Origin of the sequence: Halarcobacter ebronensis, assembly GCF_013201825.1 — a bacterium.
Classification (GTDB): Bacteria; Campylobacterota; Campylobacteria; order Campylobacterales; family Arcobacteraceae; genus Halarcobacter; species Halarcobacter ebronensis.
This window is the reverse complement of sequence record NZ_CP053836.1, coordinates 1,235,857-1,262,128: the sequence shown is the minus strand read 5'-3', so window position 1 is coordinate 1,262,128 and position 26,272 is coordinate 1,235,857. Positions and strand designations below refer to the sequence as shown.

Genomic DNA, 26,272 nt, shown 5'->3' with positions numbered 1-26,272 from the left:
TTTAAAAAGGTTCAGCTAAGTTTTTATCCTCTTTTGTAAAGATAAGTTTTGCTTCATCTAAAAGTTTTTGTGCCTCTTCAAGCTCTTTTATTCCCTCTTTGTAAACTTCAAGGGAATCACTAAGTGTTATTTTTGAATCTGATAGTTTTTCCAAAAGCTCTTTTGCTTTCTCTATCTTTTTTTCAAAACTTAGGTTTTCTATCTCTTTTTTTGTCTCTTTACTCATTTGCTCTCCAATAGTTCAACTATATATTTATCAAATTTTTCAACCTCAACCAAAAAGGAATCATGTCCAGATTGACTTTGAACCATTTTGTATGTAACTTGTTCACTTTTGCCTAGTTTAATCATTATATCTCTTATCTCTTCCATCTCTTCTGGGAAAAAAAGCATATCATCTGAAAAAGAGATTAAATGAAGTTTACACTTTACCTTTGAAAAAGAGTGTTCTAATGTATCTTCATTTCTTCCCGCATCAAAGATATTCATTGTTTTGCAGATATACAAATATGAAAGTGGGTCAAAAACTTTTGGGAAGTTGTAAGCATTGTATTCTAAATATCTTTCAACTTCAAATCTTCCAAAAAGCTCATAAAGCCCATCTGTTCTTGAATAATCTCTTCCAAACTTTTTATTAAAAAGATTTGGGCTTAAATAGGCAATAAGTCCTGCCATTCTTCCAATTGCAAGCCCAGGCAAACCATTTGCAAGTAAATCATCTTTTTTATATAACCCATCTTTAAAAGCAGGATCATGTCTAATAGACTCTATTGCAAGTTTATTTATTGATATTGCCCAAGGTCTTGTATAAGCTGTTGTTGCTAAAGCAAATACATGTTCTGCAAAATCTGGATGTTCTATTGAATAACAAAGAGCTTGCATTCCACCCATACTTCCACCAATTACAGCTTTGGCTTTTTCAATTCCAAGTTTTTTATAAAGTTTCATTTGTGCTTTTACAATATCAGAGATTGTAAGAACAGGAAACTTAAGTCTATACTCTTTTTTTGTTGTTGGGTCAATGCTTAATGCATTTGTTGAACCAAAGTTACTTCCAAGATTGTTTGAACAAATTACAAAATACTTAGTAGTATCTACTGCTTTGCCATCACCAATAAATTTATCCCACCAGCCTGGTTTTGCTTCATCGGCATATCTTCCAGCAGCATGGTGGCTACCTGCTAGGGCATGGCAAATCACTATTACATTTGACTTATCTTCATTTAATTTTCCATAAGTCTCATATACAATTTCAAACTCTTCTAAAATTCTACCACTCTCTAAATAGAGTGGTTCATTAAATTTTATCTTATCTTTTTTTATTTCCATCTGTCTATTTTAGTGCATTATCCAAATCATTTATCAAATCATCAACATCTTCAATACCAACAGATAATCTAATAAGCCCAGGAGTCACCCCACAAGCTAATAAATCCTCATCGCTTAGTTGTTGGTGTGTTGTTGATGCACTATGAGTTACAATAGATTTTGTATCACCTATATTTGTTACAAGTGAGAATATTTTTAGTCTATCTATTGCACTCTTTGCAATATCAAAAGAACCAACATCAAAAGATAGAAGTCCACTTGCTCCACCTTTTAGATATTTTACTGCGTTTGCATAGTTATTATCACCTTCAAGAAGTGGATATTTTACCACTTTTACTTTTGGGTGAGCTTTTAAGAATTTTGCAATTTTCATTGTATTTTCACAATGCTCTTTGATTCTTACTTTTAAAGTCTCCAAACCTTGAATCATTAGCCAAGAGTTAAAAGGTGCTGGAACAGAACCTAAGTCTCTCATTAGTCCTAATCTTGCTCTTAAACAAAAAGCAGGAAACTCTAAATCTGTATAAACAAGTCCATGATATGACATGTCAGGTTCATTGAAGTGTGAATATCTATCATTTCCTTTTAAGAACTCATTTAAACCTTTTCTCTCAACAATAATTCCACCCATTGCAAGACCTTGTCCTGTTACATATTTTGAAGTTGAGTGAACAGAGATATCAATTCCCCACTCAAAAGGTCTAAACAAATATGGTGTTGCAACTGTATTATCAACTATTGATAAAACATTATGTTTTTTTGCAATATTTACTATAGTTTCAATATCTGGTATATCTATAGATGGATTAGAGATAGATTCAAAGAAAATTGCTTTTGTATTTTCATCTATTAATTTTTCAGCCTCTTGTACATTGAAAGTATCAAAAAATCTAACTTCAACTCCAAATCTTTTTAAGGTATGAACAAACTGATTGTATGTTCCCCCATAAAGTTTATCAGTAGCAACTATGTTATCCCCTACTTTAGTACAGTTTGCTATTGCATAAAAAATTGCTGCCATCCCTGAAGCAGTTGCAAGTGCTGCAGCTCCCCCTTCAACTTCTGCAAATCTTCTTTCGAAAACATCAGTTGTTGGATTTGATAATCTTGTATATATATTTCCTAACTCTTTTAGTGCAAATAGATTAGCTCCATGCTCTGTACTTTTAAATTCAAATGCAGTTGTTTGATATAAAGGTACAGACATCGTCAGTTGTTCATCTTTTTCATATCCTGCATGAATTGCTAAAGTATTTGGTTGCATAATTATCCTTTTTATATTTTAAAGTTGGATATTTTATCAAAAAGTTACTAAATTTGTAGAGATTTTTTATAAGGATAATTCTTCGTATGAACTTTTCATTAAGTCCTGCCATTGCTGGCTTGGAGTCCACTCATCAAATACTGATAAATCAATATTTTCAAAGGGAGTATTTAGTATATGTTTATGGTACAAATAAATAAAAGCTGTAACCCTATAATTTTTTGCACAATGTACCAATATTTTTTTACCTCTTAAACAAAGCATTATTGAGAGGAAAAGAGCAGCATCACTAATTTTTGGCTCTTCAAAATCTACTGGAATATGAATATAACTAAGTCCTAGATTAGTTACTATTTTATCTTCGTTTTCTAAAGCATTTGAAGAAGAGGATAAAGCTAGATTTATAATCACTTCAAAGCCTTCATCTTTTATCTTTTCAAACTGTTTTATTGTGGGTTGCCCAGAAGTAGAAATAAACTCATCTATTTTTATATAGTTTGATATATCATGCATGTTCAATCCTTTTAACAACTCGACTACTATAATCTTATCAAAATATACATAAACTAATATTATTTGAATTTATTCAAATGATTTTAGAACTTCATCAACTCTATATAAATACTCTTTTTTTAGAGCTTTATCAATAAAGGCTGAATTAAATGAATTTTTTACAAGTTTTACAATATCTTCTTTTGAGAGTTTTAAATTTTCATAGATATTTATATAGTTTTGATTTAAATAACCTTTGAAATAAGCAGGATCATCAGAGTTTACTGTAACATTTAGACCAAAATCCAAAAGCTCTTTTATATTGTGTTTTTTATAGTTTTCAAAAACTTTTAACTCAATATTTGAGTTTGGGCAAACAGTTAGAGGAATTTGTTCCTCTTTTAATCTTTGCATCAAAGCTTTAGAGTGCATTGCTTGTACTCCATGATCCACTCTTTGAACTTTTAAAATATCAAGAGCCTCTTGAATATATGAGACATCTGCCTCTTCTCCTGCATGGGCAACTATTTTGAAACCCTCTTTTCTTGCTTTGTTAAAAAGCTCTTTAAATTTTGATGGTGGATTTCCAAGCTCTGAAGAGTCAAGTCCAACACCTATAATATCGCGCTTATATTCAATAGCTTCATCTAAAGTCTTAAAACACTCCTCTTGGTCAAGGTGTCTTAAGAAACATACAATTATATTTGAAGTGATACCAAACTCTTTTTTTGCATCATTTAAAGCCTCTTTTATTCCTGTTAAAGCTGTATAAAATGAGACTCCTCTTTTGGTATGAGTTTGAGGGTCAAAGAAGATTTCAGTATGGATTATATTGTTATCTACACACTTTAAAATATACTCCCAAGTTAGAGAATAGAAATCCTCCTCTTTTAGAAGTACACTAGCTCCTGCATAATAAATATCTAAAAAACTTTGAAGATTTGTAAACTCATAAGCTTTTTGTATATCTTCAATATTTGTATATGGAATTTCCACACTATTTCGTTGGGCAAGTTCCAACATCAATTTTGGTTCTAAAGTACCTTCAATATGCAGGTGTAACTCTGCTTTTGGTAAACTTTTAATTAATTCAATCATAACTCTACCCTACCTTTTTTTTATTATACAATTTTTTAAAATAAAGAAAAAGAATAATCAGTACTATTATTTTAATATATAATTTAGCTTGACTTAATTATAGTTTACAAAATTTATATTTTGATACAATTATATAAAATATTACAAAAGGCATATAATGGATTATATTAAACAACTTGATGAATTATTAAAAAAAGATGTGTTAGTAGAAGTAAATGAAAATATAAAAGAGATTGAAGAAGAACTTAAAAAGAAAAAAGACAAAGCATTAAAAGAGGAGTTGGAATATATGTTGCAGGTAAAACTCTACTTTGATGAAGTATTAGTTGATATAAAAAACAACTCTTTAACACAAGAACAAGCCCTTGATATTTTAGAAGGACTTGAAGATATGAAAATTGAAAACCAAGAGGTCTAAATTATAGTTGACTGTTTTAATCATATATATTTTAGCTTAAATAAAAACTCTAACAAAAAGCACCTATAATACTTTTATTATTTATATTATAATATTTTAAAATTAAAACTATATCAATTTAGTAAGGTTTAGTATGCATGAATTTGAAATATATGAGATTATAAATATTCTTGGGTTTCTAATAGGTTTGGCTTTTGGTGCTATTGCTCAAAAACAACAATTTTGTTTCAGTGGTTCTATTAAAGATTTTATTTTGACAAAATCTACAATGAGGGGCTCATCTGTTATTATGGCAATGCTTATTGCAATAATTTCAACATATATTGTTGCTTTGGTTTATGAGCTTGATTTAACACAATCAAACTATTATAAAGAGAATATTAATTATTTTGCAATAATTCTTGGGGGAGTTCTATTTGGTATTGGAATGATGCTTTCTGATGGTTGTAGCAATAGACACTTAATTAAATTTGCTCAAGGGGATATAAACTCTCTTATAGTATTGGTTTTTATTGCAATTTTTGGATATGCAACTGCAAAAGGTTTATTGGCAGAACTATTTAATCCAATTATAAATAACCCAACTTTAATACAGTGGTCATCATATATTGGTAATGTAACTATGAACATCTATGTTTTAAGTGCAGCTCTTCTTGTTTTATTATACTTTTTAGTAAAAAAGATAAAAAGATTACCAACCTTATGGGATGGAGTTCTAATTGGACTTCTTATTGCTGTTTCTTGGTATGTAACAGGAGTAATTGGACAAGAGAGTATGGAGAGAGTAATTGAGTTAAATGGTGTAACTTTTGTTTATCCAGCAGCAAAAACAATGGAGTTTTTTACATATTATCAAATTTCAGAGTTGAACTTTCCAATTAGTTTAGTTTTTGGTGTATTAGCCGGAGCTTTTATTATGTCAAGATTTAATAGAAGATATAGTTTTGGATGTACAGCCTCAAAAGGACAACACAAATTAAAATATAACATTATTGGTGGAAGTTTGATGGGTACAGGGGGAATACTTGCTATTGGATGTACAGTTGGACAAGGATTAACTGGTATGTCAACTCTTGCTCTTTCATCTTTAGTTGCAATTATCTCTATTTTTATCTCTGGAACAATTACAGCTCTTATTTTAGACAAGAAAAGTAAACTCCCAATGTGTTTTATTTTTGAGTGGAAAGATAATGCTCCTGATTATCAAATCTAGTTTTATAATCTGTTACTTTATGTAAAATTATGTATAAATTATGTATGAAAGAGTAAAGATTCTTTTAATAATCTAAAAAATTTGTTATCATAGTTATAAGTTTTTGCTAAACTTACAATATAAGGATTACTTATGGCTATGTTAATTTACGGTTTTATGATGGGGATTATAGTACCGTTGATTGGTATAGTTTTACACTCTAGCATTTCTACAATGGTAGGGGATGTAATACTATTACCAATTTATATGCTTTCAAGTATCTTTGATGAACCATTTTGGTATCTTAGTACACTAAAGCAATCCTTGCTGTTTTTGATTTGCGGAGTAGCTTTTGCCTTCTTTGTATGGCATATTGAAGTTGCAGCAAAAAAACCAAGAGGATAAATTTTACAAAAGTTTACTTTGTTTTTAAAGTAAACTTTTGTACTCTACTATCCATGAATTGGATAGCTCACATTTTCTTATCTGAATACAATATAAACTTTCAAATTGCAAACTACCTAGCAGATCCACTTAAAGGACGAATTTGGGAAAAAGCAAATGAAAATATAAAAAAAGGTATGTCAACCCATAAAAAAATTGATGCCTATACAGATTCCCATGAAAAATTTAAAAAAAGTAAAAACAGATTGGGAGAGAAAGGTCTACTTAAAGCTGTAGTAATGGATTTAACATATGACTATTTACTAACTAAAAATTGGAATAAATTTTGCAATATTCCCCAAAAAGAGTTTTTGGATACTTTTCACTATAACGCAAAAAAAGAGCTAAAAAATATTCCACAGGAGGCAAGTTTTTATCTAAAAAGATTGATTGAGCATGAAATACTGCATCAATACAATAGTTTAGAAGAGTTACAAATTGCTTTTAATAGAGTTGATTATAAACTCTCTTCAAGGCTTAAAAGCAGAGATAACTGCAGTAGGTACCTAAATATAGTAGAAAAAAATATAGAAGGGATAGAAGAGGATTTTTTACTCTTTTTCCCCCAACTTTGTTTTGAAATAAAAAAATCTCTTGATAAGACAAAAATAGATCATTGGAAGATATAATCTAAGTTATAACATCTTCATCAGATATTTTGGAGACTCAATATAGTTTTGTCTATAATAAAACCTATGAGCCTCTTTTCTTCTTTCATTGCAATGCACTTCTATTCTATTACAATTTCTCTTTTTCGCTTCATCTTCAACATAAGATTCAAGCATTGCGCCAACTTTTTTACTTCTATATTCTTCTAAAACACAAAAATATGTAATTCTACAAAAATCATTCTCCAATCCTAGTTGAACCATAAAACAAAAAGAGATAAAACCCACAATCTTTTCATTATCACAAGCAACTACTAAAGCATCATTACTATTTGAAAGTAGTTGTGAAATTCTCTTTTTTATAAACTTTTCTGTATTTTCATAACCTAAAGAGTCAAGTAAAGGAATAAGAGCCTTTGCATCATCTATTGAGGCTTCTCTAATTTTAATCATAATCTCTCCTATTAAAAATATTTTTCAAAAGCTGCAATATCCTCTTTTGTTAGATAAAGATTATCTATTTGATTTTTTTGTAAAACTGGATTCATCAATGAGCCCTTTGAATCAACATGAGGAATTCCTACTAAATGGGCAATTTCATGTGCTAATACTGCTTTTAACTCATTTAAACTCTCAAAACCATAAATCTCAATTTTATTCATTGATACTGTTGTATTAGTTTCAATTTCGCGTGTTTTTCCATCTTTGAAGCTAATTTTTTTAATTGTTTTTTTCTCTCCAAAAGTTTGACCTCTAACTTTCTTATTGGTTCTGTTAAGCCTCTCAATATCTCTGCTTAATCTGTTATAATCTAGAACTATTCTATTATATTTAATTACATTTGCATTGTAAAAGTTAATTTCTTTTCGCAATTCTTTTTTATCATTTTTATACACTTTTAGATGTTCATTTAAAACTTTTTTTCTCTTATCAATCTCTTCTTTTATGGTTTGATACTCCTCTTTTGAGAGCTTCTTCTTTTTATTTTGTTCATTTACATAACTATTATAAATTTCAATTTTTTTATCCATTTGAGCTTTTTTATCTTTAAACTCATCTTTTAAACTATTAATCCGCTTCTGGCTTGAAGCTAACTGTTCTGACAATCTTTTTGCCAGATTCTCTTTGCGTTGAAGTTGTTCTTGATTTCTTGTAATAAGATTTTCAATTTTTGATGTGGGAATATAGACTAAATTAATTGGTTTTCCATTTGTTGAGTAATCAAAAATATCTTTATTTAATTGCTCTTTAAAACTCTTTTTTATCTCAAGAATAATATCTTTTAACTGCTCTTTTGTAATCTTGTGTTCATAATAGGGATCAATATTTCCAATTGTAACTTTTTCATAAGAGCAATATGCAAATGAAGTTAAGAGAAAAATAAATAGACTAAATTTCATAATTAATTTTTACCTTTGTGAAGTTGTAATAGCTACTCCAAAGCCAATAAACAAAGAACCTAAAACTCTATTAAACCACTTTATTACTTCTTGTTTTAAAAGATAGACTTTTATATTTGAAGCAAGGGCAGAATATAAAGATAAAAATAGAAAAGAGAAGAATAAAAAAGTACCACTTAAAACTAAAAATTGACCAAATATAGATTTTTCTAAATCTAAAAACTGAGGGAACAATGCAGTATAAAAAACTATTGCTTTTGGATTACTAACTCCAACAAAATATGCCTCTTTGAAGAGTTCAATTCCTTTTTTATTTTGAAAAATATCATTTTGTCTGTTTATAAAAGAGTTGCTTCTTATCGCTTTTATTCCTAAATATATAAGATAAAATCCTCCAAGTATTTTTATTATAAAAAAGAGGTAAGAAGAGGACAAAAGTAGCGTACCTAATCCTGCTGCACTAATTGAAGCCATTGTAAACATTGCTGAAATATTTCCTAAAATACCCAGAAGAGATTTTCTGAAACCATAAAAAGCACCATTTCTTATTGCTAAAAATACTGCTGGTCCTGGAGTTGCCGTTGCGATTATACAAAGAGTCAAAAAAATCCAATAGCTCATAAAAATCCTTTTGAGATATTTTATATAAATTAACAAAAAAATAGCTAAGGTTTATTGTTTAAATTTAACACTTTTTTTTACAAATTAAAAGTCGATGATTTTTTAAACTCAAATTTTACTTATTTGTTATCAATTTTTGATATAGTTTGAAAAGATTATAAAAAGGAAAATTAATATGCCAATCAAAAAAAATCAAATTGTAGTTATGAACTATGAACTAAAAGTAAACAATGAAGTAATTGAAAGCAATCTTGAAGAGGGAAATCCAATTGAATTTGTATTTGGTTTAGGGCAAATATTACCAGCTCTTGAAAAGACAGTTTCACTTATGGAAGTTGGAGAGACAAAAGTGGTGAAAATACCTGCACGAGATGCTTATGGAGAGTATGATGAAAGTTTTACAGAGACTCTTCCTATTGAAGAGTTTGAAGATATTGATTTAGAGATTGGTATGGTTTTAGAAGCTGATGATGAAGAGGATGAAGTTGTAAGAGCAACAGTAATTGACGTAACTAAAGAGGATGTGACAGTTGATTATAATCATCCATTAGCAGGATGTGACTTAGAGTTTAAAATAGTTATAAAATCAGTTAGCTGATTTATAACTCCTGCAAAATTGAACCTAAATTAAAATCATCTTTTTTTATTAGAAAATCCCTTGCTTTTTCTATTCCTTTAGGTTCATTTTTATTTCCATGAAGAAGAATTATACTTCCCTCTTTTATAACTTCATCTTTAGCTAACCAAGCATTTGAACCAACAGAAATCAAACCAAGTTCTTTTATAATACTAATACTCTTTTTGTCTGAAACAAGACCAGGAAACCTGAAAAGAATTGAAGGAGTAATATCATAACTAATCAGAAGTTTTTCCAAATCTAAAATCTCTTTTTTTAGATCTGTTTTAGGGGCAAGTATAAAGTTTTTTTCTAAAGAACAGTTTGGGTAATAGAAGTGATTAAAAGTATGATTTCCCCAAGTTATATCAAGCTTTCTTTCTTTTTGTAACTCTCTTAACTCAAGAAACTCCTTTTTATGTTTTTCAATCCATCTACCTGAAATAAAAAAAGTAATAGGAACAGTTTTATATTTAGAGATAATCTCTGCTAAAAAACCATCTTCATAACCGATTTTTGAAGAGGGACACATATCCATTGTAAGGAAAATATTTTTTGAGTCTAACTTTTTAAGCCCATAATTTTGAAGATTAAAAGGAGCTTTAGAATAAGAAGATAGAACCTTCTCATATCTACTTTTTTCTTCTGTTTCTTCTCTTAGAAAGGCTTTATTCTCAATGATTTTTGTAATAAGATTCTTGCTATTAACAGCTAAATAATATCTTTTGTTGTCAATATTAAAACTTCTAATTAAAATATAGGGCTTTTGGTGATAAATTATATTTTTATGTATAACTTTGTAGTTATAAACACTTTTTAGGTTTTGTGCAAAAATATTTACCAAAATAGAAATAAATACTAAAAATATCTTCATGTAAACTCTTTAAAAAAGAGAAAATTATACCATAAACACATAGGTTTATGGTATAAACTTAAAAGGTAGTTACTAAAGAACAACTTCTATCATACTCTATAAAATCCACTAAGATTTCATTAATAGTACTATCCTTAGAGCCTTTACTTACTTTTGAAATAATGCTCTTTTTTATCTCTGCTCTTTTATTTAGATTTGCATTTAATGTATCACTAAGCCTAACAAACTGTTCATTTGCTAAATCACCAATAGTACCAATATTAAATCCCAAACCAAAAATATTTAGATTTAGAAATTTGCCTGTTACATCTTGTTTAATATAGTTAAATTTAAACCTCTCAACATATTTTCTACAATTCATATCTGAGATATAAAAAAGATCATTTACCATTGTTTCAAGCTTATCTTTATAGACCTCTTTTACATCTTGAGCACTTACAGTAATATATCCTTCGCAGATATTTTGTTTTAAAATCTCTATCTCAGTGTATGCTTTTTCATCAAAATTTACGCAATGATATTTAAGCTTTCCATCTGAGATTTTTTCTTGCATATCAAGAAAAGTTGTTGGTTTGGTTCTTAATATTTTTTCACTATAACAACCCGAAAAAAGAACAATTACAAAAGTAATAACTAAAAGATTTCTAAACATATTTCCTCCTTATTGATTTCTTTTAAAAGCTATAAAATGTAGTTTTTTTCTATATACACTAATTGCATGATCAGCTGGAATACTTGAAAATGGTATTTTCCTTAATATATAAGCCCTTATTCTTCGTAAAAAACTAACTGAATATACTAGCTCTGCCTTTTCAAACTCGCCATTTTCAATATTCGTCAAATATCTCATATATCCTGAATGGGAATAACCACTAAAGTTTGACTCTAAATATCTGCTAATTTTCTCTCCAATATATGGAACAAATCTAAACAAAAGAGTTAATATATCAACTGCTTCTGTACCAAAAGGAAGCATCGTAACAGGGTCGGCTGAATTTACAATTCTATATACAGGAGCTTTTATTCCAAGCATCCATATCTCATCTCCCACACGGGGAGAACCAAAGGTATAACAAGCTGCTATTTTTTCATACTTTAAACTTTTTGTTGCAACAGTTGCAAGTGCACCACCCAAACTATGTCCAGTAATAAGAAGAGGTTTATCCTTTAGATTTTCATCAATGTAGTCCTGTATCTCTTTTTGTACTAACTCAAAAGCTTCTTTAAAGCCAGTATGGATTTTACCTCCAAGTTCACATTTTGTCTGTTTTGCTTTTAAATCAGATTTTATATCCGCTATACTTGTTGCTTCTGTTCCTCTAAAAACTAAAGCATAAAACTTTGAAGTGGAAACAATCATAGCTTGCGTTCCCTCTTTATTAAAAAGTTTGTCAATTTGAAAATCTAAAATATCTAACTCTTTTTTTAACTTCTCTTTCTCCTCTTCATGGTTATAAGAGAGTAGCTCTAAAAGTTTATATAAGTTTGAAAGTTTACTCTCATCTACTAAAAGATTTGAAACTTTTTTAACTAGTTCTTTGTCATTTGGATCTAATATTGGTTTATTAAATTTTAGATAAACAAGTTCGGATAAACAAGCCATAATAAAACAAGTTCTATCACAAAAAGCTTCTCTATACATTGGAAGTTCTTTTTCAAGGACTAATTTTATCTGTTCAAGGCTACTTGAAGTTTCAGCAAGAATTGACATGAAAGATCCTTTAAATAAGTTTAAAGATTATTTTAATGCAATATCTCTTAAATATAAAGATAATTTATTTATAGATTTTATAGATTATTTAAAAAAGAAGGTTTAATAAAAAATTGCCAACCAGATTGTTGGTTCATTTTTAGAAGTATATTTGACTCTATGTCTAATTTTTTTGGGAATATTTAGATAATCTCCCTCTTTTAGGCTATACTCTTTATCTTCAAATTCTAAGATAGCTTCACCCATTAGAAGAACTACAAACTCATTTTCATCTTGCTCATACCAAAAATCTTTTGGTGAGGATTGCCCATTTGATACTATTTTCTCAACTCTTATATTATCACTTTTTAATAGTTCAAAAAATTGCTCATCTTGTTTGTTGATTTTTATATTTTCAAAAATATTATTTAACATAATTAAGCCTTTAAAGAAATTTACTATTTAAAGACTTAATTATCTATTTAATTTTATATTCTACTTTTATCAAAATTATTTTTATATATCATTATTCCCATTAATATGAAAATTACATTTTTTACTATATATTGTCCCACAAGGGTAAAAGCAAATGGAGCATGAGTAAAAGAGAGTTCAGGAAGCAAAAACAGTGGGGTAAAAGTCAAAGTCATATGTACAAAGAACAGTAACAATGCCCATCTTAAATAGAATCCAAACAATAAACCTATTCCAACAAAAAGTTCCCAAATAGCTAAAAGTTTAATAGAGATATTTGCAGGGATCAAATTGAAAAACAATATATCTATAGTTTTTGTAGCTAACACTTCTGCAGGGCTTAAATTTGGGAAAAATTTCAAAATCCCATACCAAATAAAAATAGCTCCAAGGGCTATTCTACTAATTTTTAATAAATTATTCATCCTTCATCCTTAAAAAAATGAAAGTATATCTTTATAATTCTTAATTTTGATAATCATTCCTATTTATGAAGCTGTTTTTTATAAAAATTTATAAACTTGCAATGTAACTATTAATTTTTATCTTTCTTTTTTGGAGGAGGAAGAAGTTTATTAAAATCATAGGGAATAATATCTCTCTCTATTTTTTCAGAGAAATCATATAGTTTTATAAAAACTCCTATAAGAATAAACCAAGCAAATATTTTATTTATAAGAGGTACAGAAAAGTATAAACCTATAACAACACCTAAAATACCAACAAGTATTAAGTAGATATGTATCTTTTTTGTTTTTATTAATCTGTAATAATATTTTATTTTTTCTAAAAATTGATTGTATCTTAACATTTTAATTCCATTATCTATTTGACTAATACTACCATTAAAAATTTAGATTACTCTTGAAATAGTTTTTATCTTCTCTTTTTAATTTTTGGTTAAATTGATAAATTATTAAAAGAGAAAGAGGTAAATCTCTCTTAATCCTTTTACCATTTTGGATTAAAATCTACCCTTTTGCCATCATCAGTTGTATACTCTTCTAAAGAGTTCTCTTTTGATTGAACTACCAGGTATATCATAGTTTCATCAGAATCATTTCTTATACCTCTTTCACCATTGGGTGCAACACGTATTACAGAACCTTCTTTAATTTCAAAGCAGTTATCATCTACTTGAAAAAAACCATAACCTTTTAAAATAATATAAGTCTCTTCATTTTTATAATGGATATGAAAATATGGTTGTTCTGTTTTTGCAGCTAAAGAGTTAAAAGAGATTTCAGTTCCAGTAGAGTTTGTTGGTTCTTTCAAAAATACTTTTCCTTCAATTTTCTGTTTATTTACTTTATGTATTAGTGAGTATTCCATTAACTCTTCTAGTTTCCCCAAATTAATGGCGGTATAATTTCTATTTTCACTTAGTTTTTCTATTGTTTTCATTCTAAACTCCTAAAGAATTTTTAACAACAAGTTTTATTAATTGTTAGTTTATAATTTAAATATTTATTGTTATTTTCAAAAGAGATTATAACTAGATTCGTATTAATATAAAAAGGCTATTTTCAAGTTTAAAATAGCCTTTTTATTTGAGATTTAATTTTAGATATTACCAAACACCACTTCCACCAACAAGTAACCAACCTCCATCATAAAAACCGTATTCTTTCCCATCTTTTTCAACTATTACTGATGTACACTTTGAATAAGTATTATCAGTATAATAAGAAGTTACCTTACCTCTTGGAGCATAAAGTTTAATATCTTGTGTCTCTTCATTTTGATGCAATTTGGTTTTTAATGCTCTTGCAAAATTTTCTGTAACTGAGTTGTCTTGCTCTTGCATACCAACAAAACAAGGCATAAGCCATATCTCACTAAAATGTTCTGATGAAAGACCACAATCTATAAGAAAGTTATACATCACCTCTGCACTTTGCCCCATATAAGAATCCGTTGAACCATGTCCAAGAATAAAAAGTTTTCTTTTTTTACCTTGTACCATTTTTTTTGGATCAACTAATGTGTATTCATAAGCCTCAGCTTCTACACCAAATTCTGAACTTAGATATTCAATCTGAGCTAACCTTTTTGTTTCAGTATCTCTTCCTGGCATTACCATATATAGAAACATCTTCTATCCTTTGTTTTAATTTTGTAATTTAGAATCACATCTAAATACAAATCTAATTCTAAAGAATAGAAGTTTGTAAAAAATTCGTTTTAAAAAAGATGAAAGGTTTTCTGTTTTTTTAAGCTTTTAAATCAAATTGAATGTTAAAAAACATTAAATTCGATTTATTTTTATTAAAATAGAGTTATGGTTTACCAATTACATTTATCTTTTCTTTTAGGGTCAAGTTTTAAAGTTGCCGTTGTAAACCAATCTTTTGTAAATTTATCAGCAGGAAACAACTCATCTTTATTTTCTGATATTTTAAAAGTAAATTTTCCATTTGAATTTAATATAACAAATTTTTCATCACCTTTATCAACAATCTCATATTTTCTAGGTGCCATTCCCGCATAAGCTTTTCCATCTTCACAAAAAATAACTTCGTCCATAAAAGATTTTTTATCTTGATTTATATATACACCACTTAACCAATCCGTTGCAAACATTGAGACAGAGGTAGTTCCTAATAGAAATAATCCTGTTAATAAATTAAAAGATTTTTGCATTTTTTCTCCTACTAATTTAAATTTTTAATTAAATAATTATTTAATAATATAAAATACTATATAATTTTTACTAATTTGTCTCTTAAAATCATCTCTCAACTAGCAATTGTCTTACTACTTAGAAGAGTATAAAGAGTTTGCATATTCAATAATTTTTTCAAAAGCTACTTTAAAATATATCTCATAATTTGCTTTTTCCACATATCCTAAATGTGGCGTAGCTAATATATTTGGAAGTGTTAAAAGGGGTTCATTTTTAGGTAAAATTGGTTCATCTTCAAATACATCAAGTGCAGCAAATTTATTTTTGTTTGTACTATATACTTCAAATAAAGCATTATGTTCTACCAAATCAGCTCTACTTATATTAACAAAAATAGAACCATCTTTCATAAGTTCTAAATCCTGCTTTGTAACACAATATCTTGATTTATCACTTAGTTTTAAATTTATAGAGATAATATCGCAAGATGAAAAAAACTCTTCCTTTGAATGACTTGCACCAAAACCATCTTCAAGTGCTTTTTTTCTTGACTCTTCACTTCCCCATATAGTAATATTCATCCCAAAAACTTTTGCATACGAAGCAACTCTTTGCCCTATTTTTCCATATCCCCAAATGCCAAGTGTCTGCCCATATAAAGATTTTCCTAAACCTTTGTAAGAACTATTTTGCCAAATATTGTTTTGAAAATTCGAGATATAATCATACAAATGTCTTGAACTATTCATAATAAGTGCCCAACAAAGCTCTGAAGGGGCAATAGGCGAACCAATACCATCTACAACTTTTATACCAAACTCTTCACAAGCTTTTAGATCAATATTAGAGCTTAATCTACCTGTTTGGCATATCAATTTTAATTTTGGAAGTTTCTCTAATAACTCTTTATTAATAATTGTTCTTTCTCGAATAAGTACTAAGATACTTATATCTTTTAATTTTTCTGCCAAAAGATTTATATCTTTGAAAGTTTCATTTAATATTGTTACATCATAAGCATTTAATAAAGAAAAACAATCTAAATCTTTTACCACATCTTGATAATCATCTAATATTGCAATTTTCATGTTTAAACTCCTAAAATGAATTTATATGATTATACTAAATTTTGGAAATATATCAATATGAACACAACTCTTTCATATTTTTAAAAAGAGGAAAAATAAGTGAAAAAATTCTGTGAATATTTATTCATTTTCTCTTGCTTATTTATTTCTATTGTGCTACTATTCGCAAAATTAGTCATGCCCAAGGAATTAAAGTGACAGAGCCTTCTGAAAAAAATCTACTTGAAAGAGTTTTTAGTAGATTAAATCAATTTGATAAACTTTTAGAGAATAGAATTGATATTATATTTTTACGTATAATAAACCTTTTAAAACACGTATTTATCTTAAGTATGATACTTTATTTAGCAATTTGTATATTAAGTTTGTCTCACAAAATGATATCTTTGACGCTTAATCAAGGTGCGCTAGATTTTATCTCTATAAAAATGATTTTAACAGATGGATTGTTTACACTAATTGTACTTGCAATTGTTAAAACACTTTTTATAAAAAATGGTTTTGAATATGCCCTAACCTTTTTAGAGATTGCTTTTGTTGTAATTATAAGAAAACTTATATTACTTGAAACTGTACCAGAAGAGACAAGTTTGTTATTGGTATTAGGAGTAACTTCAGCAATATTTTTTATTTTAATTGTTTATATACACAACTTAAAAAAAACTTGGCAAAAAGAAGAAAAGCAAGATAGTAATACGCAAAGCTAAATTAAAAAGAAGGGAATGTCCCCTCTTTTTTCTTAAAAGCTGAATTTTAATATTAGAGTAAAATTACAGATAATTTGTTCTTGTTATAATTCTCTATTATTCTCTTGTATTTTGCCAAAAATGATACAAACCAACAATATCGGAAGAACAAAGAAGGGGCATTGCCTTTTTAATTTTATCCAATGACCAATCCCACCATCTTATCTCTAAAAGCATTGAAATTTCTTCTTCGGAAAATCGTTTTTTTATTACTTTCGCTGGGTTTCCACCAATAATTGTATATGGTTCAACATCTTTTGTAATCAAAGCACGACTTCCAATTACTGCACCATCTCCAACTTTTATTCCTGGCATAATCATCGCCTCTGAACCAATCCATACATCATTTCCAATAATCGTATCACCCGCTTTTTGAAATGCATCAACGGCTCCTGCAAACGAAGGTTCTTCATCCATATAAAAAAAAGGAAATGATGAAACCCAATCATAACGATGCCCTTGATTACCAGCCATAATAAAAGATGCGCCTGTTCCTATAGAGCAAAAACTACCAACAATCAGTTGATCTACATCATTACGATCAGCTAACAAATATCGGGCACAATCATCAAAAGAGTGACCATGATAATAACCAGAATAGTAACTAAAACGCCCTACTTTAATATTTGGATTTTTAACCTGTTCTATTAAAAGCTTCCCTTTAAAAGGACTTTCAAAATAATTCTCCATAAATCTACTCCAATAATTTTATTAGGCAACTCTCTTTGCTTTGATTGAATATACTAAAGGAACGTGTTGCTCTTTGTGTAACATCTGATATCCCAAATTTGGAACAAACTCTAAACCTTCAAAGCAGTTATAAGGACTATACGGGTACTCATAAAAAGACTCAATAGTTAATCCTGCATTGATTAATGCAGTGATAACTTCACTCATTGAGTGAGACCACGTGACAATCGTAGATGTTGTACCATCACAGTTCTCTGTATAAGTGCCCTCTTGCTCAATATCAGGTGTACTCTTTTGGAAATAGGAATATCCTGATAACAGATCAAAAAATGGATGAAACTCTACTAGATGAAACTCCCCACCTACTTTTAAAGCATTGGCAATGGTTTGTGCCCAATCATTTAAGTTTTCCAACCAAGATAACACACCATACGAAGTAAATACAATATCAAATTGCTGTTTATTTTTTTGTCCAAACGTGCAGACATCACTTTCAATAAAATGAGCTTCCAAACCTAAAGACTCTTTTAGTACATTTGCTTCTTTTATGGCTTCAGAAGAGATATCTACTCCTGTAACTTGTGCTCCTAATCTGGCCCAAGACAAACTGTCTTGTCCAAAATGGCATTGTAGATGTAATAAAGACTTTCCTTGAACATCACCTAGTTGTTGTAGTTCTATGGGATTTAATGAGCACTTCCCTTTTTTAAATGCTTCTATGTCATAAAACTCCGATTTTATATGTACTTTTGTTCTGCTATTCCATGCTTCTTTATTTGTATTTAAATAATTCATCTTTTAGTCCTATATTTGTTTGTATTTTTTATTTTAAACCTATTACTTTTTATCTAAGTCATTAATCAAGTTTTTTAATTCTAATGCATAGGCATTTAAATCAAAATTCAGAGATTTTTCATTCATAAAACCATGAAGAAAAGGAACTTGACGCACAGATGTATTTTCAATGTCAGATATATTATCAATTAACTCTTTTATTGAAAAATGTTCTTCACGTGAAGGGAAAACCAAATTTATTGGGAATTTTGGTTTTATATTAAGATTGTACCTAATTTGTGAACCATAATAACAAAATGCATTTTGAACACTCCTTAAGTCATTTTCCTCAGATATATTCCAAATTGCAGTTGCACCAACACTAAAACCAATCAGAATCATTACTTCTGTTTGAGCTTTAATATACTCTTTTAGTTTTTCAGAATAAGACTCCAAACCCACATTTTTTATAAAATATTTATATGCACTTTTTTCATCTGCAAAATCTAAAACTGCACCTTCGTAAGGGTCAAATATAACTGCTTTGTTATCAATATCCAAAGCAAGTTTTTTAAAAGCTTGCGTTATTCCAAAAATATCTGATACGATTATTATTTTTATACTATTTCCTTGCTATGTTAATTCATTTTATTATATATTTAATTCTTTGTCATCTATATTATACTTTAGAAGAATCTTTGTAATTTTGAGTCTATTCTTATGAATTTCCCCCTATTTTTATGATTGAGTTTTAAGTTTGATGAGTGTAAAATTTTATCAACCAAATAGTTAGTTAGGATAAATATGAAAAAAAGAAATGCAGAAGAAACAAAAGCTTTAATCCTCTCAAATGCAATATTATTATTTGCAAAAAGTGGATATGATGGTATGAGAGTAGATGATTTAGCTTCAATTTCAAAAGTTAACAAAGCAACAATTTATTACCATTTTAAGGATAAGAGTTTTATATTTGAAACAATACTATTAGAGATGGCAAAACTGATTTTAGATGAAGTAACAATAAAAATCGAAAAAGCAACTACAATCGAAAAGAAACTTGAAGCATTTTTAGATGCCGTTATTTATATTATTACAACAAAACGTGATTTGGCAAGAATTCTTATGCAAGAGTTGGCTTTAAATAGTAAAAATCTATCAGAAAGAGCCAAAGAAGAGTTTTTTAAAATTATAGAAATCTTATCTACTATTTTAGAAGAAGGGAAAAAGGAAAATAAATTTATTGAAATTGATCCTTTTTTAGTCCATTCAATGCTCATAGGAAGTATCAATTATTACTACTCTATGAAAGAAGCAAATCAAGAAGAGACAAATAAAAAATTTAAAGTTGATTTTTATGAAAATGGCGCTTCATATATAAAAGATATGGTTTTAAAATATATCCTAATATAGGATATATTTTTTTAATTTATTATTAAACCAACCAGTTAGTTATAAAGAAAAACAATGTTTGAAAAGATTATGGAAAGAAAAATAAAACAGTGGGATGAAGAAAAAAATAAACCAGGATGTGTACCACCTCCGCCAGTAGATAATACTTTTGGTAAACCAATAGAACAGGAATATATTGAAACAATTGAAGCTTTAATAATTAAAGCATCAAAAGAGAATGAGATTGAAAAAAAAGAGACTATCCTAAAACAAGTAAAAAGTATTGAAATGAAATTATTGATTTCATATGAAAACCAAGGTCTACATTTAATTGCACAAAAAATGCAAAAAAGAGTTCAAGAGTTTAGACAAAAAAATTTATAAAAGCTATAAACTATAAATTAAACAATTAATCTTTTAAAAGATATTTGACTAAAACCTCTTTTGTTTTTATATTTAAAAGCTTAAAAACAATATCAAATCTTTCATCTGGCTTTAGTGGACATGGACATAAAAATTCTCCACTTGTGTGAAAGGAAAGTTTACCACTGTGAGCTAGTAAACCTGCCACTTTACCTTCAAGTTCAAAGGCAAGAATTTTTTGACTTTTATTTATCTTTTCATATTCACTTAAACTAATATTTTTAAAAATTATACTATTTACTTTTTGAATAGCCTCTGCTTTTAAACTTTTAAAATAATTTTTATTTATATATTCATTTTTTAGATAAACACTTTTATTCTCAAAAATAGATATTAAATCAGCAAAATCCTCTTTTAAATATACTTTTAATTTTTTAAATTTTTTATCATACTCTAAAATAAGAGGTTTATTACTTCTAACTTTTATATTATTAAAACAGAATTCAGTACTATTTTCATGGGATTTATTACTCCACCAATTTAAAATTTTATATAATAACACTTCATTATTATCTAAATAGTACAAGTCAGATTCATATAATTCACTATAAGCATAAATATTGATATTTAAAAATACAAAGATTAGACAAATAAATTTTTTCATTTGATAAAATCCTAGAAGTATTGAGTTAGTTAGGTTCTAATTATAGCAATAAAAACTTTTAAAAAAATGCTAAATACAATAAAAGGGGAAGATCCCCTTTTAAAAAATCAAAAGTTAAACTCTGAAAAAATTTATAATTTTTTTTCCAATTTTCTTCGTTTATACTCTCTATAAAAACTAAATATTCCAAAAACTCCAAGCATTATTCCTAATACACTAAAAAAACCAAGATATCTTTCCACAGGAACTCTATCAAAATCTTTTACTTTATAATCATCACTTAGTTCAACATTAAACTCTTTGTCATGGTTTCCGTGATCACTTGGAACTATAACTTTAACATGCCATTTGCCACCGCTATCAGGCATAAATGCAAAGTTCCCATTTACATCTGTAAAACCTCTTGCATAAGCTAGATTTCCACCTGGCGCAAAAACTTCAACATTTGCATTACTAATACTAAGATTATTAGCTGTAGAGATACGAATATTTACTGCTCCTTCTGTAACATCATAAAAAATACCATGGGCAAATAGAGAAATATTTGATAAAAAAAGTATTAATAAAAATCTTAAATGCACTATTTCACCTCAAAAGATATGCTACTTTGAATAGTTACATTATTTACATTTGAATCATTAATCTCATTTGTATAATATTTTGCAGCAATAATTTGAAGTCCTGATGATTTTACAGGAATATTTGCAATTCCATAACTATTTGTTTTTACATCCAAATCTTCATAATCAGATGTTTCAAAACTTGCATTTGCCAATGCTTTTCCATCTTTTATAACCAAAACTGGAAGTTTTTCACCTTTTTTAATTGAAAAAGGATTTATCAAAGGGATAACTTCCAAACTCAAACCAATAGGATTAGTAAAATTATCACTCCATTTAAAGTATCTTTTCCCATATTTAATACTTTTTAATGTATTAAAAACTATCCCTTTATATTTTTTTGGATCTATATTTTCATAACCCTTTTGAGTTTGGGTCCAATATCCAGCATCAAAAGATAAAGCAATCATTGATGGAGTTTTTGCTATAAAAAGTGTAGAACCCTTTGAATAATCTATTCCCGTTGCTATCTCTTTATTATTTTCATCATAAGCTGTTGCACCTTTTAATTGAGTTATATTAAAAGTGTCATATTTTCCATGTGCCCAAAACTGTGCACTATAATGGTTGTTTGAATCCAATTTTGCTGTAATTTGATGTGCAAAAACACAACTTGTTGCAATTAATGCCGACAAAACTATTTTTTTCATATTCTCTCCTTGATAATTTGAAGAATGAGTTTAGCAATCAAGAATTGAACAAGGAATAAAGATATTTAACACTTATGTATTTTTAGAACTTTTTGGTTGAATTTGTAGGATTTTAAAGAAAGAAAGATAAGATTTGTGGAAAAGTGGATAGGAAGTTTGGAATAAATTACAAGGATAAGTAGAAGAGGATGATTTTCTTTTCTTATTATCTGCCCTACTTTCCTATTTCAATTTTTTAATTTAAACCTTTCATTTCATCTTTTGTAAGAAGATAAACAGCTAGTAAAAATGAAATTGAACCTAAAAAAGTATTTGTAAGAATCAACGAACCAATACTAAAAAATAGAGCAATTAACGAGTATGGTTTTTTATTTATAATATATGCAATTACAGCAATTAAAACTGTAACAAAGCCTATATATCCAAAATAGACAGCTAAACCAATAGATTTTTTTAATTCACAAGGCAAAGTTGTTGGATTTAGATTACACTTTAAGGCTAAAGTATTATTTGATACAAATCCATATTTAAAGGCAAGGAATATTGCTGCAAACAGTAATATATAAACCCCTAACTCTTTTAAATCCCAAAAGGAGATATTTTTATTTACACCCTTATTTAAAATATAGACGAAAACTAAAGCAATTATTACCCAAATATTAGAAAAAATATTTAAAAATGTTTCATTGTATATTGTAAGAATTGAACCAATAAATAAAACTATGGCTACTACTTTTTCAAATTTACCAAAATTTAGTTTTGAATATTGATTTTTATAAAGCCAAAGGGAAGAGAGAGCTAAAATAGTAAATCCATAGACTTCAAAATTTTCATATCTTCCATTAAAAACCAGATTCATAGTTAAAATAAAAGCAATAAATGAAGCTAAATAAAACAGCACACTTGGAATAATATTTGTTCTTTTTTCTTTTACTATAGATAACAGCATAAAATAATAGACAAAAAGTTGTATTAATAACACAACAGTTGCCCAAATAAACTCTAAATGGTTTCTTGAAATAATATTATACTGTTCAACTTGTAGCATATAAAGTATTGCAAAAGAGGTATTTATAAAACTAAATAAGAAGATTTTTTTAGTTGAGATATCTTTTTTTCTAAGTAATAAAGAAAACAAAAGAACTAAAACAAATGAACCAAATGCTAAATATTTATAATTTGGGAAATTGGAAACATCCCCACTAAATACACTTTTATCTTCTCTATTTTTATCAAACAATCCCCAATAACCACCAACAGCACCTTCACTAACTCTCTTCCAAGGTTGGTCAAAGGCTTCAATGATATTATAATTCCAGTTTTTCTCTTTGGCTAAAGAGACAAAATCTCTTATAAATTTTGCTTGGTTTATTTTGCTAGGAAGTGCATCTTCTCTCATCCTTCCTTCACTTGGCCAACCTGTCTCACCTATTAAGATATTTGAAGTTCCTAAAATCTGTTCAACTTCCTGCCTAACATTTGCTAAATGTTTAATTGATTCATTTATATTTGCAGGTTCATCTTCCCAATAAGGTAAAATATGGATAGTTACAAAATCTGTCACCTCTTTTATGCTTGGATTTTTTAACCAAAATTCCCAAACATCAGCATATGTTACTTTTAGATTTGGTAGGGCAGTTTTTACCTCTTTTATATAATCATAAAGTTTTTTACTAGATATATCTCCTCTTAATAAAACTTCATTTCCAACAATCACAGCTCTTATGATTTCATGGTATTGCTTTGCCAATTTAATCAAAGTAGTTATTTCATTTTTTGTCTGTTTTTCATCTGAACTAACCCAAGCACCCATTAGCATTTGAAGCTTTAACTCTTTTGCAATTTTTGGAATAAGCTCTAAACCAACTGTTGAATAGGTTCTAATACAAGATGTATATTTAGAAAGAAGTTTTAAATCATTTCTTACTTGGTTCTCTGAAATCACCAAACCTTTATCAAATAAAAAAGGTGATTCATCTTTTGCAAAAGGAGCATAAGAGACACACTGAAGTTTTGAAAAAGAGTTTGAATCATCTTTTAATATAACTTTCGCACCCAAGTAGTACCAAAAAAATATAGCAACAATCATACTACAAAGTGTAAAAAATATTTTTTTCATTTTTTTCCTAAATTCTAACTTGACATGAACTGTAAATTTTATAATTTAGAGATTTTATCATAGAATTCTTTATCTGTACTTTGTTTGAGTATCTCCTTTGTTATTTGCTTTTATAATGAAAGTCCCCTTTATCTAAAAGATAAGCTCAAGGGAGAGATTCCCCCAAGTTTATTTTAGAGTTCTTCTCTGTCTTCTAGAGTAATTGAGTAGTTTTCAAGTGTTTTATCACTATCACACCATGTAAAAAATACAGAACCATTTTCGCAGGCACGTCTCATATCTTCTTCAGATAGTACATTATCTGTAAGTTCAATAAGTGTTACATTCCTTAAACTATTTGCCATTTCATTTGTAGCTGCCCACTCCTCTTCACTGAAGTTATGATCAAATGCTCCATTAGTCTTTCCATGTACACCTGCATAAACAGTAAAATCCTCAATTTGCCTAATGATACTAATCACCCCTCTAATCTCTTCGATAAATCCATCTACATCCGATTGCCCATCATGGGTAAAGATATTATTTTTATATCTTATTATTGCCATCTTTTCTCCTTTAAAATTTTCTTTTTACAGCTTTGCTATAAAAGATTTTAAAATTATAGAGAAGGAAAATTTGTAAATAATTTGAATTTTAGAGAATATGAATTGTTATTACATTGTGGAAGGGATCAAAAAGTTTTTTAAGACCATTTTATATTTCAATTTGAGTAAGTTCTTTGGTTTGACTGTTTTTTAAATTATTTTGAATCTTTTTTCAGCTTTTTTCTTTTTATCTCTTTTTGCACTCATATACAGTTCCTTTTTTATCAGCTAACGGTTGAGTTGAGAAATATTTTAGCCGCAGGGTCAAATATTTCTCTCCAATGATTTGTTAGATAGTGAATGGCCATACTAATGAACAAAAACCGATAATCAAAGATACCCAACCGATTATAAAGACAAAGCTATATATCAATGGTAAGACATCATTGTTATTATTATTTCTATGATTAATTAATACTGTATGAAATATTAATAAAGAAAATAGTGATAACAAAAATGAGTTAGTTGCGATATTAACTGACAAGTGAATTATATTATTTTCTAAACTTGTCAGCTTGAAGAACAATGCACCAATTGCTGATGAATTAATTCCAACAAGCAGTTTATTCCAACTTAATACATCATCAATTGTATTTTTTGCTATTCTAATCATTTGAATCCTTTTATACTTATCTAATAATTTATTGAATGCATATTATATAAATAAAGTACTTAAATCTACTTATTTATTATATATTCTTAAAAGATCCTATTTTATGTATGTTTGTAAAAATTATATTACAATATGCAATAATTTTTATCTATATTTTTATTATAAGTTATAATTTTTTTGTTTATTTTATATCGATACTTAGAACTTTAATATACATAATGTATGTAAAAAGTAAAAAATCAACTTTAAACAACACTTATATTATTTAGGAGTAAAAAATGGGCAAAAAATTACTAGATATTATGAGAGATAAATTCTAAATATTCACTTTTTTATTGAAAAAAGTAAAATAAAAAGCAACCCGCGGGTTTTGAAGGCAGAAGCTCCCCTCTCTTATTATTTATTGTTTCTGTTTTGTAAAACTCACATAAAAATATGCTCCCAGCATATTTTTTATGCTCAGACAGTTACAAAACTCTTTATAAACAATAAATAAACACTCGGCTTCTCAAATGCGGGAAGGAGGGAAAACGACCTTTGCATTTTTTAGTACCATTTTGTTTTAGTTGGTGTGATACTCAACAATTGTTTTAGAAGTGGAGATTCATCCTCTGGGGTGTTATTTATAAAAGTTATCGTTATCACCTGACCCTTATTTCTTATTTCTTATATTATAATAAAAAGATTATTATAAGAATATTTATAAAAAAATACCTTGTTTTTTTGATTATTAAAAAGTTATTAAATATATTAATATGCTTAATTAGTATTAGAAAGCTTTAGAATTTAAAGAGTCAAGGCAGGCAAGTTTTTAGAGGCAAGAGCT

At 27.9% G+C, this 26,272-nt stretch carries 35 protein-coding genes; 8 read left to right on the top strand and 27 right to left on the bottom strand.

Annotated features, from left to right (window positions below; translation table 11 throughout):
• Position 1: 1 nt before the first annotated feature.
• From xseB to AEBR_RS06235, 5 genes are all read right to left on the bottom strand, one after another.
• On the bottom strand, positions 2 to 226 hold the full coding sequence (gene xseB / locus AEBR_RS06255) for an exodeoxyribonuclease VII small subunit (RefSeq protein WP_129087639.1): 225 nt from the start codon (positions 224 to 226) through the stop codon (positions 2 to 4).
• Entirely contained in the window at positions 223 to 1,329 is a 1,107-nt protein-coding gene (gene metX / locus AEBR_RS06250; protein WP_129087640.1) for a homoserine O-acetyltransferase MetX, read from the bottom strand. The genes xseB and metX overlap by 4 nt, the downstream gene beginning before the upstream one ends.
• Before the next feature lie 4 nt (positions 1,330 to 1,333).
• Positions 1,334 to 2,593 carry an O-acetylhomoserine aminocarboxypropyltransferase/cysteine synthase family protein gene (locus AEBR_RS06245; protein ID WP_129087641.1) on the bottom strand — a complete coding sequence of 420 codons (1,260 nt, stop codon included), beginning with the start codon at positions 2,591 to 2,593 and terminating at the stop codon, positions 1,334 to 1,336.
• 66 nt (positions 2,594 to 2,659) lie between these two features.
• Positions 2,660 to 3,106 carry a protein tyrosine phosphatase family protein gene (locus AEBR_RS06240; protein WP_129087642.1) on the bottom strand — a complete coding sequence of 149 codons (447 nt, stop codon included), beginning with the start codon at positions 3,104 to 3,106 and terminating at the stop codon, positions 2,660 to 2,662.
• 69 nt (positions 3,107 to 3,175) lie between these two features.
• Positions 3,176 to 4,183, bottom strand: a complete 1,008-nt coding sequence (locus AEBR_RS06235) for an adenosine deaminase (RefSeq protein ID WP_129087643.1) — start codon at positions 4,181 to 4,183, stop codon at positions 3,176 to 3,178.
• Between the two features lie 157 nt (positions 4,184 to 4,340).
• Here AEBR_RS06235 and AEBR_RS06230 point away from each other — a divergent pair, with 157 nt between their 5' ends.
• The 4 genes from AEBR_RS06230 (at position 4,341) to AEBR_RS06215 (ending at position 6,866) form a co-directional block, all read left to right on the top strand.
• Complete coding sequence (locus AEBR_RS06230) at positions 4,341 to 4,601, top strand: hypothetical protein (RefSeq protein ID WP_129087644.1); 261 nt, start codon at positions 4,341 to 4,343, stop codon at positions 4,599 to 4,601.
• A 133-nt stretch (positions 4,602 to 4,734) separates the two neighbouring features.
• Positions 4,735 to 5,814 carry a YeeE/YedE family protein gene (locus AEBR_RS06225; protein ID WP_129087645.1) on the top strand — a complete coding sequence of 360 codons (1,080 nt, stop codon included), beginning with the start codon at positions 4,735 to 4,737 and terminating at the stop codon, positions 5,812 to 5,814.
• Between the two features lie 132 nt (positions 5,815 to 5,946).
• Complete coding sequence (locus AEBR_RS06220) at positions 5,947 to 6,198, top strand: hypothetical protein (RefSeq protein ID WP_129087646.1); 252 nt, start codon at positions 5,947 to 5,949, stop codon at positions 6,196 to 6,198.
• A 53-nt stretch (positions 6,199 to 6,251) separates the two neighbouring features.
• Complete coding sequence (locus AEBR_RS06215; RefSeq protein WP_129087647.1) at positions 6,252 to 6,866, top strand: ACP phosphodiesterase; 615 nt, start codon at positions 6,252 to 6,254, stop codon at positions 6,864 to 6,866.
• A gap of 6 nt (positions 6,867 to 6,872) precedes the next feature.
• On the opposite strand, the gene AEBR_RS06210 is transcribed toward AEBR_RS06215, so the two are convergent.
• The 3 genes from AEBR_RS06210 to AEBR_RS06200 are packed head-to-tail and all read right to left on the bottom strand — an operon-like array spanning position 6,873 to position 8,866.
• Positions 6,873 to 7,298: a GNAT family N-acetyltransferase gene (locus tag AEBR_RS06210; RefSeq protein WP_129087648.1), complete on the bottom strand. Its 426-nt coding sequence runs from the start codon at positions 7,296 to 7,298 to the stop codon at positions 6,873 to 6,875.
• A gap of 11 nt (positions 7,299 to 7,309) precedes the next feature.
• Positions 7,310 to 8,245, bottom strand: a complete 936-nt coding sequence (locus tag AEBR_RS06205) for a matrixin family metalloprotease (protein ID WP_129087649.1) — start codon at positions 8,243 to 8,245, stop codon at positions 7,310 to 7,312.
• 9 nt (positions 8,246 to 8,254) lie between these two features.
• Positions 8,255 to 8,866, bottom strand: a complete 612-nt coding sequence (locus AEBR_RS06200) for a LysE family translocator (protein WP_129087650.1) — start codon at positions 8,864 to 8,866, stop codon at positions 8,255 to 8,257.
• A 175-nt stretch (positions 8,867 to 9,041) separates the two neighbouring features.
• Between AEBR_RS06200 and AEBR_RS06195 the strand changes: the two genes are divergently transcribed.
• A complete protein-coding gene (locus tag AEBR_RS06195; RefSeq protein WP_129087651.1) occupies positions 9,042 to 9,464 on the top strand; it encodes an FKBP-type peptidyl-prolyl cis-trans isomerase in 423 nt (140 codons plus the stop codon).
• Position 9,465: 1 nt separating this feature from the next.
• Here the strand turns inward: AEBR_RS06195 and AEBR_RS06190 are convergent, their stop codons facing one another.
• The 10 genes from AEBR_RS06190 to AEBR_RS06145 form a co-directional block, all read right to left on the bottom strand.
• The gene (locus AEBR_RS06190; protein ID WP_129087652.1) at positions 9,466 to 10,356 is read right to left on the bottom strand and encodes a polysaccharide deacetylase family protein; all 891 of its coding nucleotides are present in this window, start codon (positions 10,354 to 10,356) and stop codon (positions 9,466 to 9,468) included.
• A gap of 58 nt (positions 10,357 to 10,414) precedes the next feature.
• A complete protein-coding gene (locus AEBR_RS06185; protein WP_129087653.1) occupies positions 10,415 to 11,008 on the bottom strand; it encodes a hypothetical protein in 594 nt (197 codons plus the stop codon).
• A 9-nt stretch (positions 11,009 to 11,017) separates the two neighbouring features.
• Complete coding sequence (locus AEBR_RS06180; protein ID WP_129087654.1) at positions 11,018 to 12,067, bottom strand: lipase family protein; 1,050 nt, start codon at positions 12,065 to 12,067, stop codon at positions 11,018 to 11,020.
• 102 nt (positions 12,068 to 12,169) lie between these two features.
• On the bottom strand, positions 12,170 to 12,481 hold the full coding sequence (locus AEBR_RS06175; protein ID WP_129087655.1) for a cupin domain-containing protein: 312 nt from the start codon (positions 12,479 to 12,481) through the stop codon (positions 12,170 to 12,172).
• Positions 12,482 to 12,534: 53 nt separating this feature from the next.
• Positions 12,535 to 12,945, bottom strand: a complete 411-nt coding sequence (locus AEBR_RS06170; RefSeq protein WP_129087656.1) for a DoxX family membrane protein — start codon at positions 12,943 to 12,945, stop codon at positions 12,535 to 12,537.
• A gap of 110 nt (positions 12,946 to 13,055) precedes the next feature.
• Complete coding sequence (locus tag AEBR_RS06165) at positions 13,056 to 13,331, bottom strand: hypothetical protein (protein WP_129087657.1); 276 nt, start codon at positions 13,329 to 13,331, stop codon at positions 13,056 to 13,058.
• Between the two features lie 140 nt (positions 13,332 to 13,471).
• On the bottom strand, positions 13,472 to 13,924 hold the full coding sequence (locus AEBR_RS06160) for a cupin domain-containing protein (RefSeq protein WP_172658860.1): 453 nt from the start codon (positions 13,922 to 13,924) through the stop codon (positions 13,472 to 13,474).
• A gap of 166 nt (positions 13,925 to 14,090) precedes the next feature.
• A complete protein-coding gene (locus tag AEBR_RS06155) occupies positions 14,091 to 14,615 on the bottom strand; it encodes a hypothetical protein (RefSeq protein ID WP_129087659.1) in 525 nt (174 codons plus the stop codon).
• A 191-nt stretch (positions 14,616 to 14,806) separates the two neighbouring features.
• Positions 14,807 to 15,163, bottom strand: a complete 357-nt coding sequence (locus AEBR_RS06150) for a hypothetical protein (RefSeq protein WP_129087660.1) — start codon at positions 15,161 to 15,163, stop codon at positions 14,807 to 14,809.
• Between the two features lie 114 nt (positions 15,164 to 15,277).
• Positions 15,278 to 16,234, bottom strand: a complete 957-nt coding sequence (locus tag AEBR_RS06145; protein ID WP_129087661.1) for a D-2-hydroxyacid dehydrogenase family protein — start codon at positions 16,232 to 16,234, stop codon at positions 15,278 to 15,280.
• A 194-nt stretch (positions 16,235 to 16,428) separates the two neighbouring features.
• Here AEBR_RS06145 and AEBR_RS06140 point away from each other — a divergent pair, with 194 nt between their 5' ends.
• Entirely contained in the window at positions 16,429 to 16,941 is a 513-nt protein-coding gene (locus tag AEBR_RS06140) for a hypothetical protein (protein WP_129087662.1), read from the top strand.
• Positions 16,942 to 17,037: 96 nt separating this feature from the next.
• Here AEBR_RS06140 and catB read toward each other — a convergent pair whose 3' ends face one another.
• From catB to AEBR_RS06125, 3 genes are read right to left on the bottom strand one after another with little or no spacing between them, the layout of a single operon-like run.
• The gene (catB, locus tag AEBR_RS06135; RefSeq protein WP_129087663.1) at positions 17,038 to 17,670 is read right to left on the bottom strand and encodes a type B chloramphenicol O-acetyltransferase; all 633 of its coding nucleotides are present in this window, start codon (positions 17,668 to 17,670) and stop codon (positions 17,038 to 17,040) included.
• Positions 17,671 to 17,691: 21 nt separating this feature from the next.
• On the bottom strand, positions 17,692 to 18,465 hold the full coding sequence (locus tag AEBR_RS06130) for a class I SAM-dependent methyltransferase (RefSeq protein WP_129087664.1): 774 nt from the start codon (positions 18,463 to 18,465) through the stop codon (positions 17,692 to 17,694).
• A gap of 42 nt (positions 18,466 to 18,507) precedes the next feature.
• Complete coding sequence (locus AEBR_RS06125) at positions 18,508 to 19,053, bottom strand: dienelactone hydrolase family protein (RefSeq protein WP_228720445.1); 546 nt, start codon at positions 19,051 to 19,053, stop codon at positions 18,508 to 18,510.
• Between the two features lie 195 nt (positions 19,054 to 19,248).
• On the opposite strand from AEBR_RS06125, the gene AEBR_RS06120 reads away from it, so the two are divergent.
• Entirely contained in the window at positions 19,249 to 19,854 is a 606-nt protein-coding gene (locus AEBR_RS06120; protein ID WP_129087666.1) for a TetR/AcrR family transcriptional regulator, read from the top strand.
• 54 nt (positions 19,855 to 19,908) lie between these two features.
• Positions 19,909 to 20,217 (top strand): hypothetical protein, encoded by a 309-nt coding sequence (locus tag AEBR_RS06115; protein ID WP_129087667.1) that lies wholly within the window; start codon positions 19,909 to 19,911, stop codon positions 20,215 to 20,217.
• A 25-nt stretch (positions 20,218 to 20,242) separates the two neighbouring features.
• On the opposite strand, the gene AEBR_RS06110 is transcribed toward AEBR_RS06115, so the two are convergent.
• The 6 genes from AEBR_RS06110 to AEBR_RS06085 all read right to left on the bottom strand — a co-directional run bounded on the left by AEBR_RS06110 (position 20,243) and on the right by AEBR_RS06085 (position 25,446).
• Positions 20,243 to 20,860, bottom strand: coding sequence for a hypothetical protein (locus tag AEBR_RS06110; protein WP_129087668.1), 618 nt, complete (start codon positions 20,858 to 20,860; stop codon positions 20,243 to 20,245).
• Positions 20,861 to 20,991: 131 nt separating this feature from the next.
• On the bottom strand, positions 20,992 to 21,441 hold the full coding sequence (locus AEBR_RS06105) for a hypothetical protein (RefSeq protein ID WP_129087669.1): 450 nt from the start codon (positions 21,439 to 21,441) through the stop codon (positions 20,992 to 20,994).
• Entirely contained in the window at positions 21,441 to 22,130 is a 690-nt protein-coding gene (locus AEBR_RS06100) for a DUF4198 domain-containing protein (RefSeq protein ID WP_129087670.1), read from the bottom strand. The genes AEBR_RS06105 and AEBR_RS06100 overlap by 1 nt, the downstream gene beginning before the upstream one ends.
• Before the next feature lie 235 nt (positions 22,131 to 22,365).
• Positions 22,366 to 24,249 (bottom strand): glycoside hydrolase family 17 protein, encoded by a 1,884-nt coding sequence (locus tag AEBR_RS06095; protein WP_129087671.1) that lies wholly within the window; start codon positions 24,247 to 24,249, stop codon positions 22,366 to 22,368.
• A 173-nt stretch (positions 24,250 to 24,422) separates the two neighbouring features.
• A complete protein-coding gene (locus tag AEBR_RS06090) occupies positions 24,423 to 24,794 on the bottom strand; it encodes a hypothetical protein (protein ID WP_129087672.1) in 372 nt (123 codons plus the stop codon).
• Positions 24,795 to 25,122: 328 nt separating this feature from the next.
• Positions 25,123 to 25,446, bottom strand: a complete 324-nt coding sequence (locus tag AEBR_RS06085; RefSeq protein ID WP_129087673.1) for a hypothetical protein — start codon at positions 25,444 to 25,446, stop codon at positions 25,123 to 25,125.
• Between the last annotated feature and the right edge of the window lie 826 nt (positions 25,447 to 26,272).